We start from the raw sequence: 18,885 nt of genomic DNA, 5'->3' as shown, positions 1-18,885 counted from the left end.
AACTCGCCCGGCTGACGGCTGTCTGTTCCCTTCGCGACCGGTACTACTCCGGCAACGCCCACGGGCGGGGACCGGTTGTGTTCGACTCAGCCCCTTCAACAACGACCGGGTGCAACCCCTCAGCACGGCCCGCCGACTGGCTGGAGTGCGACCGTCTTCGGGAGCCGCGTCGTCACTCCTTCGCCGGCCACCCCAGCAGTCTTGCTCCGATGACGGCCGTCTGGAGGGTGTAGCGGTGAGACGGCTCACCCGGGTCGATGTGTGTCAGGGTCTGGATGCGCTCGAGACGATACGTCAGGGCGCGCACACTGAGGGAGAGCCTTCGGGCTGCCTCCACCGCCACGCAGCCGCTGTCGAAGTAGGCGGTGAGGGTGTCGATCAGGGGCTGCGCACCGCCTCGGGCCTGCTGAAGCGGGCCGAGCGTACTCTCCACCAGATCGGCCATGGCCTGCCGGTCCCGCGCCAGCACCGGGTAGACCAACAGATCGGCGGCATGCAGCACCGGGTCGTCCAGTGCCATGCGGTCCGCCAGGTCGAGGGCGTTCAGGGCCTCTTGATAGGAGTGGACGACGCCACCGGGTCCTGGATGGGAGCGGCCGACGGCAACCCGGCCGCCGTCTGTTGCGGCATACGCCTGCTTGGCGAAGAACGCCAGAACATCCGGCTTGTCTCCCGGCGCCACGCAGATGAGCCGTCCGTCCTTGGTGGTGAGGAGCGTGCTCTGGTCGCCGAACCGGGCCAGGACGGCGGTCTCGATGCCGCGCGCGACCGGATAGCCGTCACCGTACGGCTCCGGGCCGATGGCCACCGCCACCGCGTGGGCCTGTGACAGTCGCAGCCCGAACCTCTCGGCGCGTTCGGCGAGGCGGCCCAAGTCGCTGCCGCCGTACAGGAGGTCGTCGATGAACTCCCGCCGAGCGGCTTCCTCTTGTCGCACCGCGAGCCTTTGTGCCCGCTCATATCCTTCGGCGAACGCGTCGACGGCCTGCTCGACGACGGTCAGCAACTGATCGCGGCTCCTGGCGGGCAGCGCACCCTGCACCGTTCGCGCCTCGGCGAGGTGGGCGCGGACGAGTTCTCGCAATGCAAGGCCGGCTTCGGCCGCCTGCACACCCTCGGCCCGCAACTCCTCGATCTCGTCCCGGGTGAGCCGACGGCCGGTGGCACAGGCGTCCAGCAGGATCTTTCTGTATCTCGCCAGATACTCCTCCGCAGCCGTCCGCTCCACCGTGCGCTCCCCCATGAGTCTTGACGTGTTCTTGACTCCGCCCAAGGGTGCCATGCCGATTGCGGTCCACCGCAACCGGCATCAAGAACGCGTAAAGGCTGCCGGAAATCGGCAATGCACGCTGCGACGAAGGCGGGCATGATCACGCCGTGAGGGTTCGCCTTTCCGCCGATTGCGGATTCGGCGTGCCACGGCTCGGAGCGGTACAGGCCGCCACCCGTCCGTGCAACTGCCGCGATCACCGCCCCCAGCGTGAGCGTCAACCTCCACATCCAACCAACAGACGCATTCCACCGAGCAGATGGTGGTCTGTGGCGACGACGGGCTGGCCCACCGGCTGGCTGCGGAGCTTGAGGGCGTCTACCGCGAGCACGTGACCCTCGTGGGCCCGCCGAGCGGTGCCCCGCACGCCGGCACCGGTGACGGGGAGGGCCGCGAGCTGCCGGTCGGGGTCGAGGGCGTTGAGGGCTTCCTCGTAGGAGTGCACCACTCCGCCGGCACTGGGGCCGGGTCGGCCGGTGGCGACCAGGCCGTCGGTGGCCGCGTACGCCTGCTCGGCGAAGTGGGCGAGGACCTCGGGCTGGTCACCGGGGGCGACGCAGATCAAGCCTCCCTCCTTGGTGGTCAGCAGGATGCTGCGGTTGCCGAACCGGGCCGGAACGGCCGCCTCTATCCCGCGCACGACGCTGTAGCCGTCGCCGTACGGTTCCGGGCCCTGGGCCACCGCCACCGCGTGGGCCTGTCACAGGCGCAGCCCGAACCGCTCGGCGAGCCGGCCCAGGTCGCTTCCGCCGTACAGCAGGTCGTCGATGAACTCCCGCCGTGCCGCTTCCTGCTGCCGCACCGCCTGCTGCTTGGCCCGCTCGTACCCCTCCGAGAACGCGTCGACCGCCTGCTCCAGCGCACCCAGCAAACAGGTCATCTCGCTTATGGGGAGCCGCGGTTGAATCTCACGGGCCAAGGCCAGATGGGCTCGCACGAGCGCCCGCAGCCCGATGCCGGACTCGGCGGCCCGTTCGCCCGCGTCGCGGCGGGCGTCCGACTCTGCGCGGGTGAAACGGCGGCCGGTGGCGCATGCCTCACGCAGGAGGTCCACGCTGCCCTCCCAGCACTCGTCCGTCGCCCGCTGCTCGTCGCTCAACCTTGGCCCGGCCGGTACACGCCCGTCATCGGCCGAGGACCAGCCTGCCAGGCCTCGAGGGCCCGGCAGGCTCCGCAGGCCGGGCCTCAGCTTCAGCCGCGCTCTACGGAGCACCATGCCGCAACACCGGACTGCCGCGGGCGCCGGAATGGGGACATGCCAACAGCCGCTACCTCGAGGCGAGTTCGGCCGCCCCAAAGGACACGTCGAAGCGGTCGCACCAGATCGTGACGCTGGAGTAATCGGCGACGTTCACCTCCGCCGGGATCTCGTAGTTCTGATCGCCCTTGTTCCCCTTGAGCTTGCCCAGGCTGGCGTATGTGCCATCGTCGAACACCCGCCAGCCCGCCACGCCTTCCTTCACCGGGGCATCGGTCAGCCACACCCGCAGGTCCGGGCCGTTGCTCGTGTCCAGCCCCTCCAGCCGAAGCAGGTGGGAGCCGTCGGTCAGCCGTACGACTTTCGCGGTGCCCTTGGTGTCGTGCTCATGGCTGATGAAGGAACCCTCAGCCAGGGTCTGGGGCGAGGCCGACGGCGCCGGGGCGGCGGACGCGGACCCCGGGGGCGTGGCGGTCGGCGCGGCCGCGGGCAGGGCTTCACTGACCGTCTCGTCCTGCCACAGCTTCCACGGCTGGAACAGGTAGAGCCCCACCGCTAGGGCGGCCGTCAGCACTACGGCGACAGCCGCCACCAGCGGCCCGCGCCGCCCACGACCCAGCTTCATCCCACGACTCCCTGCTCCGCGCCCGACGGGCGGTGTATCTTCCGACCGCATTCAACTGGATGCCGGGTTCACAAACCATTACGCCCGCATTACGGACGGGCGGACCCGCCGCCCACATTCCGCCCGCTGTGTTCGCAGAGGGCACCGCTGGTACGAACCTATCCGCCATGATCACGCCGCCACCTCCTCGGTGGAGATCCACGAGTGCGCGATCGCGGGGAGTTGACCCACGTCCAAGAGCACCCGCACCTCCGGGCGACGGGCCGGCCGCATGCGCCGCGTCCTCGCCGTGACTACCGTCCTGGCCGCCACCGGCACGGTACTGACCGCGGCCCCGCAGCCCGCCCAGGCCGCTCTGCCACCGCAGACCATCGCGGACCCGGTGCACTATTGGAACGACGTCCAGCTGGAGATCGTCCGCCGCGAGGGCGGCGGCCCCGGCCAGATGTCCCGGGCCGCCGCCATGATGAACGCCGCGGTCTACGACGCCGAGTCGTCCTACCAACTCAAGTGGAAGGGCAGGATGACCTCGGCCGCCTACATTCACGCCGAGCAATACGCCGGCTGGATCGAGGGACCGGACGAGGAGGAACCGGTCATCGGCCGCACCGCCTACAACATCCTGCTGAGCCTCTACCCGGGCCAGACCGCCTTCCTGGACCACAGATTCACCGAGCGCTTCGGCAGCAGCCCCAAGGACGGCGACATCCTGGACCTCACCATCGTCAACAAGATGGTGACCCAGATGCGGAACGACCGTAACGGTGACGGCTCCGAGAATCCCCGGGTGTACGTCGGCGACGACAAGCCCGGTGCTTGGCGGCCCACCAGCTACCCGGACATGAACGACCCCGGCTGCGCCCGGCACAGCCAGGCCGTCACCCCCTTCTGGGGCGAGATGAAGCCCTTCGCCCTCACCTCCGGCTCCCAGTTCCGTCCCCCCACTCCGGGCCTGTACGGCACGTACGAGAAGCTCCTTGCCGGCGACGCTTACAAGCGGCAGGTCGAAGTGGTCCGGTCGGCCGGCGCCGACAAGCCCACCGCCCGCACCCCCGTCGTCAACCGGACACCGGACCAGGAGGGCCGCCTGGTTCTGGGCCAACGACGAGGACGGCACCTACAAGCCGCCCGGCCAGCTCCTGCAGGCCACCCGCGACATCGCCACCGCACACAAGCTGAACACCTACGTCAACGCACGGCTGTTCGCCCTCGTGTCGATCGCCATGACGGACGCCGGCATCGCCGTCAGGGACGTGAAGTTCCTGACTCCGGTCGACCTGTGGCGGCCTGTCTCCGCCATCCGCGAAGGTGGCCTCGACCCGGAATGGAAGCCCCTCCTCAAGAACCGGGCCGGAATCAATTTCAACCCCTGCTTCCCGGCCTGGGCCTCCGGACACGCCACCTTCGGCGCTGCCTGGGCAGGGGTGATGAAGCGCTACTTCAACAGTGACGACATCGCGTTCACCAGTCCTTCACCAGCTTCAGCCAGGCCGCCCGCGAGGACGCGGACAGCCGGATCTGGCTCGGGGTCCACTTCCCCTGGGACGCCGAGGACGGGCTGGTCTGGGCGACAAGGTCGCGGACACGTGTTCCGCACGAAGCTGGTCTCGTTCAAGTAGCAGGCTGCTGCCCGCCCGTCCGCGGTTTCTCCGCTGCCGGGCGGGCGGGGCCACGACGAGCGACGGCGAGCCCAGAACCGCGACCCCGAATGCCCGGCCCGATCACCGCTGCCGCGCCGCGACCCACAAAGCGAGCAGGGCGGCACCGGCGAGCACCGTCAGGGCCAGGAGCAGCGAATCCGGCCCGGCGTCCAGGTACATCACGAGGCCGGCCGCGGTCAGCACCGTACCGAAGACCAGCAACGGTGCGGCGGGACCGATCGGTGAAGTGCGGGGCATCGTGCCCCCTGGCAGGCAGTGGACTACCTCAGGCTCCATCCTCGCACCTGGGGGATACACATTCACTGATCGGATCATCGTTCGGACACATCAGTGCACCGATCGAGGTCGCGCCCTCAGGCCTCGCGGACGGCCTTCACGAGCCAGGTGGCCGACGCGTAGAAAACGCCGTCGGGCTGCTCATGCCGCGTCAGCGAGTCACGCAGGGCGCGTAGAGCACCAGCCCGTCCCCCCTCGTCGAGATCCTCGAGCATCCAGCCGAGCAAGCCGATCACGAAGCGGTGCGCGGCGTCGGCCTCCGCCCCGAACCACATCGGAGCGTCCTGCCCCCGGATGACGATGTCGGTGAATCCGGAGCCGGCCAATACAGCAGGGATGCGGTCGGGGTCCGCCAGAGCGAACGGGCCCGGAGCCCCCGGCGGCGGTGTGGGCATGGTGCGCCCTGCGGCCATGGCCTCCCGGAAGTCGGAAAACCACTCGTTGCGGGTCGGCTCCTGCCAGACGAGTTGCACGAACCGGCCACCGGGACGGAGTGCCGCAGCGATGTTACGGAAGGCGGCGACCACGTCGGCGAAGAACATTGTCCCCGTCCGGCTGATCGCGACGTCGAACACCTCCCGCGGCATCGGGTGAACCTGGACGTCCGCCTGCTCGAAAACGACGTTGTTCAGATTTTCTGTGACCGCGCGGCGCCGTGCCTCTCGAAGCATGGCGGCAGAAAGATCCATCCCGACCACCCGTCCATTCGTGGCGAACCGTGCGGCGTCCCGAGCGGTCTCCCCCGTTCCACAACCGATGTCCAGCACCGTCTCATCGGGCCCGATACCCGCCGCCTCGAAGAACGCATCGTGGTAGGCCCGCAGGGCTCTGTCGAACACATCAGCGTGCTGCGCCCAGTAGGCGCCCTCGTCACCGTCCCACGCGCGGGCCTGCTCGACGTTGGCCGGATCGGCCCTCATCACCTCGGGCATCCCGATCACCACCTGTGACATATACTCCCAAAGGGACTAACCATTTCCGGCATACGCCTCAGAGGGCACCATGTCAACCACCCCGACGCTCACCACCACCTCCTATGCCGTCCTCGGCCTGCTGGCGGTCCGGCGGTGGAGTACGTACGAGCTCGCCCAGCAGATGGACCGGAGTCTGGGACGGATCTGGCCCCGCGCGCAGAGCAAGATCTACGAGGAGCCGAAGAAGCTCGTCCGGCTCGGCCTGGCAGAAGCCAGCCGGGAGGCGGTGGGCCGGCGCCCCCGCACCGTCTACGGCATCACCCCCGACGGCCGCCAGGCACTCGCCTCCTGGCTCCACGTGCCCGGAACCGGCCCGGCCCTGGAATCCGAGCAGCTGCTCCAGATCTTCTTCGCCGACTCCGGCACCAGAACCGACACCCTCGCCACTCTCCGAGCCGCTCGCGCATGGGCCGACGAACGCAACGAGGACAATCTCGCCGCCATCGAGGCCTACAGGGCCGGAACGGGCCCCTTTCCCGAGCGAACCGCTCAGACCATGCTCGTCGGCGGCTTCCTCACCGAGTACTACCGCCTCGTCGCCTCGTGGGCCGAGTGGGCCGCCGGAATCGTCGAGGGCTGGCCCGAGGACCCGCGCGCCGCCCAAGCTCCGCCGACGGAAATGCAGCGGATCGATCGGCGGGCGCACTGGCCCGAGCAATTCGGCCACGAGTGATCCGTCAGGGCACGGCCCCGCAGGTCGGGATGCGGGCGGGCACCCTCCGCCACCTCGGCAGACCTGAGCGGCGCCGATCCCTGCCCCGGCGTCCCGGTATGGTGGATCGCGGCGAGGGCCGACCGAGGGTTGGTCCCGCCATTTGCCGCGTCAGGCCTACGACGCCCCCGGCCATTTCCGATTGCTGCAGGAGAGAAGCGTGCGCGTGCCCATCCCGTTCGACGCCGCCGCCTGCCCACCGTGACGCTTCGCGCCAGGACGTAACACCCTCGCACCCCTCACCGCAGGGACCGTCCCCCCTTCCCGGCGTTCCGGTTCCGAGCCCGTCGGAGCCCCCTGCGGGGTGCCGACCCGGCACCGCCGCGTCCTCCCGCCCGCCCCGCCGAGCGGGATGCGCCCGAACACGACAGGTCTTGTCTCCCTTGCCTTCTGCCGCCACTGCTGTGTCCCCGGCTGCGCGCCTGCGTGGCCTGAAGCCCGACTGGATCTCGGACCTGAAGGTCTGGCGCACCGAGGTGCTCGGCGGGCTGGTCGTCGCTCTGGCCCTCATCCCCGAGGCCATCTCGTTCTCGATCATTGCCGGTGTCGACCCGGCGCTCGGCCTGTTCGCCTCATTCACCATGGCCGTCGTCATCTCGATCGTCGGCGGCCGGCGGGCGATGATCTCAGCCGCCACCGGCGCCGTCGCGCTCGTCATAGCCCCGCTGAACCGCGAGCACGGTCTCGGCTACCTCATCGCGGCCGTCATCCTGGCCGGCGTCTTCCAGATCGCCCTAGGCGCCCTGGGTGTCGCGCGGCTGATTCGGTTCATCCCTCGTTCCGTCATGGTCGGCTTCGTCAACTCGCTCGCCATCCTGGTCTTCATGGCCCAGGTCCCCGAGATGCGAGACGTTCCGTGGGCCGTCTATCCGCTGATCGCCGCCGGCCTGGGGCTCATGGTGTTCTTCCCGAAGGTCACCACCGTGATCCCGGCCCCGCTGGTATCGATCGTCATTCTGACCGCGATCACCGTCGGCGCGGCCATCGCGGTGCCGACCGTCGGCGACAAGGGTGAGCTGCCCTCGTCCCTCCCGGTGCCGGGCCTGCCGGACGTGCCGTTCACCCTGGACACGCTGACGACGATCGCCCCGTACGCATTCGCCATGGCGCTGGTCGGCCTGATGGAGTCCTTGATGACCGCGAAGCTGGTCGACGACATCACCGACACCCCTTCCAACAAGACCCGGGAGTCGATCGGCCAGGGCATCGCCAATATCGTCACCGGGTTTTTCGGAGGCATGGGCGGCTGCGCCATGATCGGTCAGACGATGATCAACGTGAAGGTCTCCGGCGCCCGCACCCGCATGTCGACGTTCCTCGCGGGCGTGTTCCTGATGGTGCTGTGCATCGTGTTCGGCCCGATCGTGTCCGACATCCCGATGGCCGCCTTGGTCGCCGTCATGGTCATGGTCTGCTTCGCAACCTTCGACTGGCACTCCATCGCGCCCAAGACGCTCAAGCGGATGCCCGCGGGCGAGATCGCCGTCATGGTGATCACCGTTGCCTGCGTGGTGGCCACCCACAACCTCGCGGTAGGCGTCGTCGTCGGCTCGGTCACCGCCATGGTCATCTTCGCCAAGCGCGTCGCCCACCTCGCCGAGGTCACCGCCGTGGTCGACCCCGACGGCAGCACCGTGGTCTACCGGGTCACCGGCGAGCTGTTCTTCGCTTCGTCCAACGATCTCGTCGGCCGGTTCGACTACGCCTCCGACCCCGACAGGGTCGTCATCGACCTGAGTGCGGCGCACATCTGGGACGCCTCGTCCGTCGCCGCCCTGGACGCGATCGAGATCAAGTACGCCCAGCGCGGCAAGTCCGTCGAGATCACCGGCCTGAACAACCCGAGCGCCTACCTCCACGGGAAGCTCACCGGCGAACTCGCCGGTAGCCACTGACGAGGCACGTACGAGGGCTGTCGCGGCGCGTTCGGCAACGTGTCTATCCAGCGCCATCGCGGCCCGGCGAGGCCGTGTCCCGTCGGAACGTCATCCCGCGACCGAGGTCGCCGAGCAGGTCCTTGATCGGGTAGAGGTCTCCGGGGGTGCGGACATGGATGTACAGGGTTCTGGACTGTGCGTCGGCACTGGTGACCGCATCGCCGGGGGTGTCCGCGAGCCATCGTTCCGCGGCGTTCGTGGCCCGGTATGTCCAGATGTTGAGCAGGAGGGTGGTCACCGGGGTGCATGCGGGTAGCCGTCCGACCTCGGGGAACGGTTTCTGGCCCGGCGGGGGACGTGCCCCTGGCATGCGGTATCGGAGCGCGATCCGATCGGGTGGAATCCGCCTCGGCCGGCACAAGTCGAGCAGGTCGTGTGGCGACACATGAAAGGTGACCGCCCGCGACCGAGAAGGATGGAACACAGGCCCGTACGCGGCGGCGATCCGTACTCAGCAGGGTGAGCTTTCACTGCGTCACGCCGAGGGCTGGTATCTGCCGCTGGACCTCGGACGGTGGTGTGCGCGGGCGGACGCCGGCGACCGGGCCGTACTGCGGCGGTGCAGAGGCCGTGTGCTGGACATCGGCTGCGGGGCCGGCCGGCTCGTGGAGGCGCTGACCCGTCGGGGACACACCGCGCTCGGCATCGACGTGTGCACCAGAATTGACGCCCTGTGAGACCGGCAGGCTGCTCGGCTCCCGGTATCAGCCGTCACGTCCCAGAAGCGGAAACGGCGCCACGCCCGAGCAACTCCGCCAGACCACGGCGGGTGGCCGCCAGAACCACCCGGTCCTGAGCCTTGAGGACGTACCCGGGGTGCAGATCCCAGACCAGGCCCGCCTCGGGAAGACGGCTGTCCCCAGGTGCAGCGGCCAGATCGGGGCGCCGGTCCTCGGGTGCGCTGGTGTCCAGGGCGATCACACGCCAGGCACCGGGCCGGAACGATTCGGCGATGGTCCGCCCCTCCAGCTGCGGATGACCGGCCACCACCAGGGCTGCGAACAGCAGCACGCGGCGCTCGACCGGTATCGCCCCGAGGACCTGCCGCCCCATCATCGCGCCAGCGAAGGCGGGTGCCGCCAGGTGGGTCACGCTGCGGCTTCGGGTGAGGGCGTCCGGGTGCGTGGCGCGCAGGGTGCGGTACACGGCGGTGGCGAAGTCGTCCTCGTAGAGCCGCATCACGACCCGCAGATCGGGCCGGACCGCCCTCGCGTACAGGGCTGCTTCCAGGTTCGTGATGTCCGCGCTGGTCAGGGCGAGCAGGGAGTGCGCCTTGCCGACCCGGGCTGCTTCGAGCACGCCCTCCTCGGTCACGTCGCCGAGGACGACGGGGACGCGCAGACGGCGCGCGAGCTCGATGCCCCTGGCTTCCGGGTCGGACTCCACGCACACCACCGGGATCTCCAGCTCCCTCAGCCGGGCCAGCACGCGTGTCCCGATCTTGCCGAGCCCCAGCAGCACGACATGGCCGGAAGTCCGGCGGGCCGGCCGGCGCAGCGCGGTCGCGGTCCGGAACGCCCCCAGTCCCTCCAGTGCCGCCGCCACGAGCACCGGCAGCAGGAGCAGGCCCACGAACCCGGCCAGGATCTGCAGTGTCTTGCGCTCGGCCGGTTCCTCCACCGCGGGATCGTTGATCGCGAAGATGTCGAGGAGCGTGATGTAGGCCGCGTGCAGTGGATGGTCTCCGGTCGTGATCCAGGAGGCCACCGCCAGCGCGGCCACGGCCGCGACGATCCCTGCCAGGGACCACCGCAGCCGACGGGAGAACAGCGAGGCGACGGGCAGCGTCGCCCCCGCCAAACGGCCCGCCGACACGACGGGGCCGGCATGTGAAACGGCTTCCAGGGCCACGATGCCACGGCCCGTCGCGGCGGCGACCGCCCGGTCGTCCGGCAGCAGCTGCGGCCCGCGGTCACCACTGTGTTCCGAGCCCTCCGTACCGGCCGGGTCGCCCGTGGTCGCCGACAGCAGGGCGAGGGTGCACAACCCCGGGTCGGCGACCTGACCTCTGCCCGGCGGGGTGCGCTCGACCGCCCTGAGCAGCAGCCCGTCCGCCTGCACGATCTTGCTGGTGCCCGCGACAGCAGAGGCGGCCAGGGCCGGCGCGGCGGTGTCGGCGTCGGACAGGACCGTGGTCGACGCGTCAAGTTCCCGCAGATCGAGTCCGGGTTCCGCGATGATCGCCGCCTGGTCGAGCAGCTCCTCCAGGTGCTGCCCCAGCTTCCGATTGTAGAGCCTGATCACCAGCCGGAGCCTGGGGTTGAGCCGACGGGCCACCAGAGCCGCGCGCACGTTGGTCTCGTCGTCCTCGTACACCAGCGCCAGTGCGGCGGCCCGCTCAACTCCGGCTGCGGCCAACAGCTCTTCGTCCGGTTCGGCCCCTTCCACGACACGCAGGTGCGGGTCCGGCTGCTCGGTCGCCGGAACGCGGGCGTTCCTGGCCACCGGTACGCGGCTGAGCAGTCCGGGGGCCCGCCCGGACTGTCGCCCCACCGCCGGCTGCGGCGCGCGGGCCTCGGGCACCACCAGCGTCACACGCTCCCGGTACACGTCCCGGAGTTCGCCGGCCAGCCGCCTGGCCAGACCGTCGTCGCCGCATACGACCATCCAGCCATCGGGCAAATGAAGTTGGGACCGAGAGAGATTCGCCACCGATCAAGAATGCACCGCCAGAACGGCAGTTGCCCCAGCGGGTCCGTATCCTGAACCAGGCTACGAACGGCAACACGGGACGCGGGGGCCTGTCCCCTCGTCCATCGGCACCACGGTGCAGTCAGAAGTCATCTCCGGCTCTGCCGCAGCGCAGCCACCGGCCCTCTCAAGATCCGTCCCATATCCCCACACGCTTGAGCCGACGTTGCCGGAGCCGCTCCGAAGCGGCTGTGAGACCAAAGACAAGCCCCATGAGCAGCCCGAACAGCACAGCGAGCAGGGGATTATCCGGCCCCTCCTCGGGCGACAGCAACACGAGGAGGAGGGTGGTGGGCACGGCGACGCACAGGCCTGTGCCGAGCCGGTGCCGAGCCACCCACTTCTGGATCCGCGTCGGACGCCGTTGCCCGCCCATGGCCCGGTCCAAAGCCCAGAACCCATGCACCAGAGAGCGCCGCCAGTTCACCACGGCAGAAGGATATTGCAGCCAATCGGCTGCACCGGCCGAACTTCCCGTCGGGCTGCGGCTTGCCGGCCACCGCGCTCGGAGCAGCCGTGCCGGCCGGAGCCCGAGCTCAGGGAGCCATCACCCACAAGAGAGTTCAGGGGCAAGGCGGCTACACATGCAGCTACCGTTGCCCCCGGGCAGGAATCGGACCAGTCGGTGGTTCTCGGCCCACCAACGGGGGACGGCCCCGAACCGCACCCCTCCGAGGCGGCCCCGGCGGCGAGCCGGGGCCGCCGGCAACGGGGTATCCGCGTCCCGCGGCTGCCTGTCGGCACCCCTCACTGCCATCGCGAGCCCCTGGGCAGGGCCTCAGCCTCGCCCCACGTCCGCGCCAAGGAGTCCGACACCCGCGACGAGGAGGGTCACGCCGACGGCGAGCACCGGGATTCCAGGGCCGGGGAGCACGTAGAGCGCGGCGCCGACGATGGAGAGGAGCACTCCTACGGAGGCCAGGCCGATCGCGAACCAGGTCTCCGACACACTCGTCTCCTCAGTGGGTTCAGCTTCGGGAAGCGCCGCTGTCCGGCCGGGGGTCAATCACGTCAGCGGGAGTCACCTCAATCACCCGCTTCGGTCCGGCGGCCGGCTCGTTGTCCGCCGCGCGCACCTCCCTCTTGAGTATGCGGGCGGACTTGCCCACGGCCCTCGCGAGTTCGGGTAGTTTCCGGGCACCGAGAAGCAGCACCAGCAGAATCAGGACGATGGCCATCTCGCTGATGCCGAACACGGCGACTCCTTGATTCCCTGCACGCTTGTGCATCCACTGCGCCAGGGAATCTACAGCAATGTAGAAACATGCGTGGCCCGCTCGGATCAGGTTCACCAACACAGGGGAAACCGCAGCGCACGGCGAGGTCAGCGCCATAGGTCAGTACGATGAACCACTCCGGCACCACGGCCGGGGCGCGGCAGATGGAGACCATTCGGCATGACGGGCGAGCACAGAGCAGGCGGCGACGGGCGGCACCCGCGCCGGCGCGGGCAGGGCGAGCTCGAGATCGCCGTTCTGTCCGCTCTGGGCGAGGCTCCGGAACCGGTCACCGTGGCCTGGGTCCAGGAGCGCCTGGGAGGCGAGCTTGCATACACCACGGTGATCACGATCCTGACCCGGCTGCACGCCAAGGGTGCCGTGGCGCGCCGGCGGGTCGGCCGGTCGTTCCAGTGGACACCGGTCGCCGACGAGGCCGGGCTTGCCGCGCTGCGCATGCGGAAGGTCCTGGACGGCGAGGAAGACCGCCACGCGGTGCTCACCAGCTTCGTCACCGCCCTGCCCCCGGGAGACGAGCAGCTGCTCCGCGACCTGCTGGCCCAGGCAGGCGAGGAGGAGGGAGACTGACGCCATGGGGGTCTTCGTCTTCCTGCCGCTCGTCCTTCCGCTCACCGCCTGGCCGATCGCACGCCTGGCGGAACAGCACCTCCACCCGCGCACCGCGACCCGGCTGTTGGCCGTCATCGCCGCTGTACTGGCCTGCTGCAGCACACTGTGCCTCGCCCTGCTCATGGTCGTGGGCACGGCGCAACTCCCGGGAAATCCCCTGCCCGACAGCTGGTCGGACCCGGAGGTCCGGGAGGCCGTCCCGTACGACGAGGTCGCCGGACGGCTCGCCATCCCGGCGCTGCTGACCGTACTGGTCTCCTGTTCCGTCACGGCGCACCGGCACCGGCGGGTACGGCGCAATGCGGAGGCAGCCCTTCGTACGGCTCGGCCGGGGCCGGTGGCGGTGTTGCCGGACGAAGCCCCGTACGCGTACGCCCTGCCGGGCCGCCGGGACCGGATCGTGGTCAGCACGGGCATGCTCGCGGCGCTCACCTCCCGCGAGCGGCGGGCCCTGTTCGCGCACGAGCGCGCCCATCTCTGCTGCCGCCACCACCTGTTCCTGCTGGTGGTCCGGCTGGCGGCGCGGGCGAATCCCTTCCTGCGACCGCTGCGCACGGCCGTGACCTACACCTCCGAGCGATGGGCCGACGAGGAGGCCGCGACACGGGTCGGCAGCAGGCGGACCGTGGCACGGGCCATCGGCAAGGCCGCGTTGATCTCGCGCGGCGGGGCGGCTCCCGCGGCGGCGCACTTCGCGGTGGCCGGGCCGGTACCGCGACGCGTGGCAGCGCTGTTGGGTCCGGCGCCCGTGGGCCGGGCCTGGCCGCCCGCGTTCACCCGGGTCGGCCTGGCGGTCTGGACCGCGGCGGGCGGGGCGACGGCCTCGGCCCTCTCTTCGGCGAACGCGGCCGTCACCCTCTACTTCATCCTGCACGCGGCCACGTTCTCCGCCTGAGCGGCAGCGGCCTGCGGACTGCGGCCTGGCCGGGTCGCTACTGGGACTTCTCACCCAGACCTGTGAGGAAGCCCTTTGCCTTGTCCACGCCGGTGTCAATGTGGTCGCTGTAATTGCCGTCCGTCTTCTCGTCCACTACGTCGGCGGCCTTCTCCAGCCCCTGCGCCAGGACCTCACTGTGCTCCGCGGCCAGCTCGGTTGCCTTGCCGACCAAGCCCTTCAGGCTGTCGAACATGATCAGTTCTCTTTCGTCCGTTGGTGAAGGGGCCGGTCAGACCCCGCTGTTCCTGCCGCGCGTCGACGGCATCTCATGGGCTCGCACCGTCGTAGCGGTACCGGAGGGGCTCCTCCTTAACCCGGCGGTCGAGGCGGTACACGTAGAGCGCCGCGGCCCTTACTCCGGTCGCCTGGCCCTCCAGCTCACAGGGGTATGTCACCTGCACGACCGCCGGCCGGTCCGCGACACGCATACGCAGCCCTTCCGCCGGACCGCCGTCGAGTATGGCCGTCTCCTGCACGTTCACCCTTCACGTCTTGGTTCCGCCCCTCCGAGTAGCTCCGGCTGTAGGCGCCCCGAGGGTCAGCCCATGTCCGGACCGCCGACTCGTCAGGCTTCGTCGTCACCCTCGTCCTCGTCGCCCTCGAAGAAGTCACCGACCTCGTCGACGACTTCGGCCGCGACCATGCCGCCGACCACTCCCACGGCCAGTCCGGCCGCGCCGGCGGCGACGACCGTACCCATGCCCGGGCCTGAGCGATGGCCCGCGTGGTCGTGCTTGTCGCCGGCGTGCCCGTAGGAGTCGTGGCCGTGAGCCCCGTTGGCCGTGCGCACGCCGTGCGCCTCGAGCAGGGCACGGATCCAGCCGTCGACCTCAGCGTTCCAGTTCGTGTGGTCGGTTTGGTCATGGTGGACGGTGTAGCGGGCGAGGGCGTCGTGCCCTCCGGAGAGGCGGCCGCCACGCTTGTCCGCCTCCAGGACGATCTCCATGCCGGCCGGGGAGGCGAGGAAGGTGACCTCGATCTCGTTGACCTGGTGGGCGTACTGCGGGGCGGGGGTCAGCTCGATCTCCTGATAGAAGGGCAGCTGCTGACCGGTGCCGGCGATGCGTCCGAATTCGAGGTCGGCGGACTTGAATCCGAAGCCGAGCTGCCCCAGAGCCTCCAGCACCGCCTCCTGGACGGGCAACGCGCGGACGGCGAAGGCGTCAAGGTCGCCCTTGTCCTTGGCCCCGGCCACGCCGAGTTCGGTGCGTACGCCGAGGACGATTCCGAGGGCCTGACCGTGCAGCTCGCTGATGGGGGTCTCCCAGGGGAGCGAGACCGCGAACGGAACGGTGCGCTGTTCGCCCTCGTGGAGACGGAAACCGCCGTCGACGGTGAAGCGCTCGAAGACGGCCACGCCGTCGTGCTCGCCGTGCTCGGTCTCCGCCTCGACGCGGGCGACGAGTTCGAGGGTGATGCGCTCGATGTCGAAGTCCGCGCGGCCTCCGGTGAGGCGGACCTCGCCGGACAGGCTGCCGCCGGGTACGGCGCTCACGGGGTCGAGGACTGTGTCGACGGTGGGACCGCCGACGCCCATCGAGCCGAGCAGTCGCTTGAACACCATCGTGGCGTTCACTCCTTCAGTCATGGTTCACAGAGGCCGGCGCCCCGGCGGCGGCAGGCCGCCGGGGCGTTCGGGGGTGCACCCGGGGTGGGGGTGCATCCCCGGGGTGCGGTGTTACTTCGCGGTGTCCAGTGCGGCGAGGGCCTGGGCCCATCGGGCGAACTTGAGGTCGGCGAGGTCGGCGACGGTCTTTATGCCGAACGCCTCCTTGAGCAGCTCGCCCTGCCGCTCACTGACGCCCTTGAGGGCGTCCACGGGCGCCGCCAGGATCTCCGGCAGGCTCTTGTCCGCCCACGCCTTGTCGAGAACTCCGCCGAGATCGATCGAAGCCATGATCTTCCCTCCCTGAATACGAGCCAGCAGGCACGTGCGCGCCGCCAACGGCCATACCTCCGCCCATCGTTGCCGCCTGTACAGGCACGGACGGGCTCGACATGCGAAGATCACCGATGACAGAATCTACACACATGTAGAAGCATAGGAGTAACGAGGGGACCACGGGGCGTCGCCACGGAATCGGCCCGAAAGGGGCCCCGCCCCAGCGAGCAGAACCCCCTTTACTTGCCCTTGACCAAACGGGCGCGGATACTGTCCGCAACCGAACAATCGTCCGGACCACCCGGTCCGGCTGAGAGCGAATGGAGCAGCGGCCCGCCATGGGTGAACCTCCCAGTCCCTGCCGTGCCACGTCCTACCTGGACGCCCATGGGGTTCTCGATCCGGGAGTGGGGGTGGCACGGTGACCGAGATCCTGCTGCTGCTCCTCGCTCTCGCGTTGACGTTGGCGTGCGCGGTGTTCGTCGCCGCCGAGTTCTCCCTGACCACCGTCGAGCGCGGCGAGCTGGAACGCGCCGCCGCGGCCGGGGAGCGCGGTGCCGAGAGCGCCCTGAAGGCCGCCAAGCGGCTGACCTTCCAGCTGTCCGGCGCCCAGCTCGGCATCACGGTGACCTCGCTGGTCATCGGCATGCTGGCCGAGCCCTCGGTGTCGGCGCTGCTGCACGGCCCGCTCACCGGGCTGGGGCTGCCCGAGGGGGCCGTGTCCACCACGGCGACCCTGCTGGGCGTGGCCCTCTCCACCATCGTGCTGATGGTGGTCGGCGAGCTGGTGCCGAAGAACTGGGCGATCTCCCACCCGCTGGGCGTGGCCAAGGTCGTGGCCGGTCCGCAGCGGGCCTTCACGGCCGTGTTCGCGCCGCTGATCCGCCACCTGAACAACACCGCGAACCGCCTGGTGCGCCGCTTCGGGCTGGAGCCGGCCGAGGAACTCGCCTCCGCCCGGACGCCCGAGGAGCTGGTCGCGTTGGCCCGGCACTCGGCCCGCGAGGGCGCGATAGAGGCCGATTCGGCCGAGCTGTTCGTGAAGACCCTGCACCTGGGCGAGCTGACGGCGGAGAACGTCATGACTCCGCGTGTGGACGTTAAGGCGCTGGAGGCCCACGCCACCGCGCTCGACGCCGCGAACCTGACCCTGGCCACCGGCATCTCTCGGTTCCCCGTCTACCGGGACTCCCTGGACGAGGTCATCGGCACCGTCCACGTCCGGGACGTACTGGCCCTCGACGAGGACAAGCGGCCCCTCACCACGATCATCGACCTGATGACCGAACCCCTGCTGGTGCCGCACTCCCTGCCGGTGGACACACTCCTGGGCCGCCTCCGGCAGGCCCGCACCATGGCCGTGGTGATCGACGAGTACGGCGGCACCGCCGGTGTCGCCACGGTGGAGGACATCGTCGAGGAGGTCGTCGGCGCGGTACGTGACGAGCACGACCCTATGGAGGTCCCCGACCTCATCGAGGCGCCGGAGGAGGACGGCCGACGGGTCTGGGAAGCCGACGGAAGCGTGCGGCTCGATGAGCTGGAAGAGCTCGGGTTCAAGGCGCCCGAGGGCCCGTACGAGACCCTCGCCGGCCTGATCGCCACCCGCCTCGAACGTATCCCCGAGGAGCGCGACACCGTCGACGTCGACGGCTGGGAGCTGTCCGTGCTCGACGTCGAACATCACCGGGCGGACCGGGTGACGATCACCGCGCCCGCCGCCATCGACGAGACCGACGAGGACGTCCGATGACCACCGTTCAGCTGCTGATCGGCGCGCTGACGCTGGTCACCAACGCCTTCTTCGTCGGCGCGGAATTCGCCCTGATCTCCGTACGGCGCAGCCAGGTCGAACCGGCCGCCCTCAAGGGCGATCGGCGCGCGAAGACCACCCTGTGGGGCCTGGAACACCTCTCCGCGATGATGGCCACCGCCCAGCTCGGCATCGCCGTCTCCTCGCTGGTGCTCGGCGCGGTCGCCGAACCGGCCATCGCGCACCTGCTGGAACCGCCCTTCGCCTCCCTCGGCGTGCCCGAGGCGCTCATCCACCCGATCGCCTTCGTCATCGCCCTGACCCTGGCGACGTACCTGCACATGCTGGTCGGCGAGATGGTCCCCAAGAACATCGCGCTCGCCGCCCCGGCGCCGACCGCGCTCCTCCTCGGCCCGCCCCTGGTCGCCCTCACCCGGGCGCTGCGTCCGCTGGTCTTCGGCATCAACGCCTTCGCCAACGCCCTGCTGCGCCTGCTGAAGGTCGAACCCAAGGACGAGGTCGCCTCGGTCTTCACCGACGACGAACTCGCCCGACTGGTCAAGGACTCCCGCGACGCCGGCCTGCTCGACCCGGAGGACAGCGAACGCCTCCAGGACGCCCTCGAACTCGGCACCCGCACGGTCGACGAGATCATGATCCCGCGCTCCGAGTTCGTCACCGTCAACCAGGACGTCACCCCGCGCGGGCTGGAGCGAGTCGCTGCCGAGCACGGCTTCTCCCGCTTGGTCGTCACCAGCCCCCGCGGCGAAATCCTGGGCTTCCTGCACATCAAGGACGCCCTGGCTGCCACCGAGCGCACCGCTCCCTTCCCGCGCGAGTCTCTGCACGTCGTCACCACTGTCGACCGGGCCACACCCCTGGACGACACAATGACCGCCATGCGCACCGCCGGAACCCATCTCGCGGCCGTGGCGGACCCGGAAGGCGGAGTCATCGGCTTCGTCACCATGGAGGACGTCCTGGAGGAACTGGTCGGCGAAGCGGCTCACCACCCGCTTCTGCCTGCCGGGCGAGTGCATCGGAAAGAGCCACCGTCGCCTCGGTGAGCGATGGCATCCCACTCACAGCTGCCGAGCACTGAGACACCACTCACGAATACTG

General features: G+C 69.8%; 20 protein-coding genes and 2 pseudogenes. 8 read left to right on the top strand and 14 right to left on the bottom strand.

The annotated features are described in order from the left end of the window. Window positions 1-172 precede the first annotated feature (172 nt). The 3 genes and pseudogenes from DEJ51_RS30405 to DEJ51_RS30395 all read right to left on the bottom strand — a co-directional run bounded on the left by DEJ51_RS30405 (window position 173) and on the right by DEJ51_RS30395 (window position 3,093). Complete coding sequence (locus DEJ51_RS30405; RefSeq protein ID WP_150260798.1) at window positions 173-1,243, bottom strand: PucR family transcriptional regulator; 1,071 nt, start codon at window positions 1,241-1,243, stop codon at window positions 173-175. A 436-nt stretch (window positions 1,244-1,679) separates the two neighbouring features. Next, window positions 1,680-2,369 (bottom strand): annotated as a pseudogene (locus DEJ51_RS35345) (PucR family transcriptional regulator); the annotation flags it as partial. Between the two features lie 169 nt (window positions 2,370-2,538). Beyond that, on the bottom strand, window positions 2,539-3,093 hold the full coding sequence (locus tag DEJ51_RS30395) for a DM13 domain-containing protein (protein WP_150260797.1): 555 nt from the start codon (window positions 3,091-3,093) through the stop codon (window positions 2,539-2,541). A 289-nt stretch (window positions 3,094-3,382) separates the two neighbouring features. On the opposite strand from DEJ51_RS30395, the gene DEJ51_RS30390 reads away from it, so the two are divergent. Beyond that, the gene (locus DEJ51_RS30390; RefSeq protein ID WP_223836036.1) at window positions 3,383-4,543 is read left to right on the top strand and encodes a hypothetical protein; all 1,161 of its coding nucleotides are present in this window, start codon (window positions 3,383-3,385) and stop codon (window positions 4,541-4,543) included. Between the two features lie 271 nt (window positions 4,544-4,814). Here DEJ51_RS30390 and DEJ51_RS34740 read toward each other — a convergent pair whose 3' ends face one another. Beyond that, window positions 4,815-4,991 carry a hypothetical protein gene (locus DEJ51_RS34740; RefSeq protein ID WP_190620753.1) on the bottom strand — a complete coding sequence of 59 codons (177 nt, stop codon included), beginning with the start codon at window positions 4,989-4,991 and terminating at the stop codon, window positions 4,815-4,817. A gap of 116 nt (window positions 4,992-5,107) precedes the next feature. Further along, complete coding sequence (locus tag DEJ51_RS30385; protein ID WP_150262249.1) at window positions 5,108-5,962, bottom strand: class I SAM-dependent methyltransferase; 855 nt, start codon at window positions 5,960-5,962, stop codon at window positions 5,108-5,110. A gap of 70 nt (window positions 5,963-6,032) precedes the next feature. On the opposite strand from DEJ51_RS30385, the gene DEJ51_RS30380 reads away from it, so the two are divergent. Then, the gene (locus DEJ51_RS30380) at window positions 6,033-6,677 is read left to right on the top strand and encodes a PadR family transcriptional regulator (RefSeq protein WP_150260795.1); all 645 of its coding nucleotides are present in this window, start codon (window positions 6,033-6,035) and stop codon (window positions 6,675-6,677) included. Between the two features lie 443 nt (window positions 6,678-7,120). Then, complete coding sequence (locus DEJ51_RS30375) at window positions 7,121-8,611, top strand: SulP family inorganic anion transporter (protein ID WP_150260793.1); 1,491 nt, start codon at window positions 7,121-7,123, stop codon at window positions 8,609-8,611. 43 nt (window positions 8,612-8,654) lie between these two features. Here DEJ51_RS30375 and DEJ51_RS30370 read toward each other — a convergent pair whose 3' ends face one another. Then, window positions 8,655-8,891 (bottom strand): hypothetical protein, encoded by a 237-nt coding sequence (locus tag DEJ51_RS30370; RefSeq protein WP_150260791.1) that lies wholly within the window; start codon window positions 8,889-8,891, stop codon window positions 8,655-8,657. Window positions 8,892-9,045: 154 nt separating this feature from the next. Here DEJ51_RS30370 and DEJ51_RS35340 point away from each other — a divergent pair. Further along, window positions 9,046-9,306: pseudogene (locus tag DEJ51_RS35340) on the top strand (class I SAM-dependent methyltransferase); the annotation flags it as partial. A 58-nt stretch (window positions 9,307-9,364) separates the two neighbouring features. Here DEJ51_RS35340 and DEJ51_RS30360 read toward each other — a convergent pair. The 4 genes from DEJ51_RS30360 to DEJ51_RS30350 all read right to left on the bottom strand — a co-directional run bounded on the left by DEJ51_RS30360 (window position 9,365) and on the right by DEJ51_RS30350 (window position 12,540). Then, window positions 9,365-11,260 carry a potassium channel family protein gene (locus DEJ51_RS30360; RefSeq protein WP_150260788.1) on the bottom strand — a complete coding sequence of 632 codons (1,896 nt, stop codon included), beginning with the start codon at window positions 11,258-11,260 and terminating at the stop codon, window positions 9,365-9,367. A gap of 211 nt (window positions 11,261-11,471) precedes the next feature. Next, the gene (locus tag DEJ51_RS30355) at window positions 11,472-11,774 is read right to left on the bottom strand and encodes a hypothetical protein (RefSeq protein ID WP_150260786.1); all 303 of its coding nucleotides are present in this window, start codon (window positions 11,772-11,774) and stop codon (window positions 11,472-11,474) included. A gap of 348 nt (window positions 11,775-12,122) precedes the next feature. Beyond that, window positions 12,123-12,293, bottom strand: a complete 171-nt coding sequence (locus DEJ51_RS34730; RefSeq protein WP_190620749.1) for a hypothetical protein — start codon at window positions 12,291-12,293, stop codon at window positions 12,123-12,125. A 19-nt stretch (window positions 12,294-12,312) separates the two neighbouring features. Further along, window positions 12,313-12,540: a twin-arginine translocase TatA/TatE family subunit gene (locus DEJ51_RS30350; RefSeq protein ID WP_150260784.1), complete on the bottom strand. Its 228-nt coding sequence runs from the start codon at window positions 12,538-12,540 to the stop codon at window positions 12,313-12,315. Between the two features lie 201 nt (window positions 12,541-12,741). On the opposite strand from DEJ51_RS30350, the gene DEJ51_RS30345 reads away from it, so the two are divergent. Beyond that, on the top strand, window positions 12,742-13,149 hold the full coding sequence (locus DEJ51_RS30345; RefSeq protein WP_150260782.1) for a BlaI/MecI/CopY family transcriptional regulator: 408 nt from the start codon (window positions 12,742-12,744) through the stop codon (window positions 13,147-13,149). A gap of 4 nt (window positions 13,150-13,153) precedes the next feature. Further along, window positions 13,154-14,086 (top strand): M56 family metallopeptidase, encoded by a 933-nt coding sequence (locus DEJ51_RS30340; protein ID WP_150260780.1) that lies wholly within the window; start codon window positions 13,154-13,156, stop codon window positions 14,084-14,086. 37 nt (window positions 14,087-14,123) lie between these two features. Here the strand turns inward: DEJ51_RS30340 and DEJ51_RS30335 are convergent, their stop codons facing one another. The 4 genes from DEJ51_RS30335 to DEJ51_RS30320 all read right to left on the bottom strand — a co-directional run bounded on the left by DEJ51_RS30335 (window position 14,124) and on the right by DEJ51_RS30320 (window position 16,025). Continuing rightward, window positions 14,124-14,321, bottom strand: a complete 198-nt coding sequence (locus DEJ51_RS30335) for an antitoxin (protein WP_150260778.1) — start codon at window positions 14,319-14,321, stop codon at window positions 14,124-14,126. Between the two features lie 73 nt (window positions 14,322-14,394). Next, window positions 14,395-14,610 (bottom strand): hypothetical protein, encoded by a 216-nt coding sequence (locus DEJ51_RS30330; RefSeq protein WP_150260776.1) that lies wholly within the window; start codon window positions 14,608-14,610, stop codon window positions 14,395-14,397. Window positions 14,611-14,693: 83 nt separating this feature from the next. After that, window positions 14,694-15,692 (bottom strand): sporulation protein, encoded by a 999-nt coding sequence (locus tag DEJ51_RS30325; protein WP_150262248.1) that lies wholly within the window; start codon window positions 15,690-15,692, stop codon window positions 14,694-14,696. A gap of 114 nt (window positions 15,693-15,806) precedes the next feature. Then, a complete protein-coding gene (locus tag DEJ51_RS30320) occupies window positions 15,807-16,025 on the bottom strand; it encodes a hypothetical protein (protein WP_150260774.1) in 219 nt (72 codons plus the stop codon). 406 nt (window positions 16,026-16,431) lie between these two features. Here DEJ51_RS30320 and DEJ51_RS30315 point away from each other — a divergent pair, with 406 nt between their 5' ends. Continuing rightward, window positions 16,432-17,763 carry a hemolysin family protein gene (locus tag DEJ51_RS30315; RefSeq protein WP_150260772.1) on the top strand — a complete coding sequence of 444 codons (1,332 nt, stop codon included), beginning with the start codon at window positions 16,432-16,434 and terminating at the stop codon, window positions 17,761-17,763. Then, window positions 17,760-18,830, top strand: a complete 1,071-nt coding sequence (locus DEJ51_RS30310; protein ID WP_150260770.1) for a hemolysin family protein — start codon at window positions 17,760-17,762, stop codon at window positions 18,828-18,830. Before DEJ51_RS30315 ends, DEJ51_RS30310 begins: the two co-directional genes overlap by 4 nt. The last annotated feature ends 55 nt before the right edge of the window (window positions 18,831-18,885 follow it).

Origin of the sequence: Streptomyces venezuelae (genome assembly GCF_008642275.1) — a bacterium.
Taxonomy (GTDB): Bacteria; Actinomycetota; Actinomycetes; order Streptomycetales; family Streptomycetaceae; genus Streptomyces; species Streptomyces venezuelae_E.
Note: the sequence above shows the minus strand (reverse complement) of the source record. Positions and strands in the feature narration are given on the sequence as shown.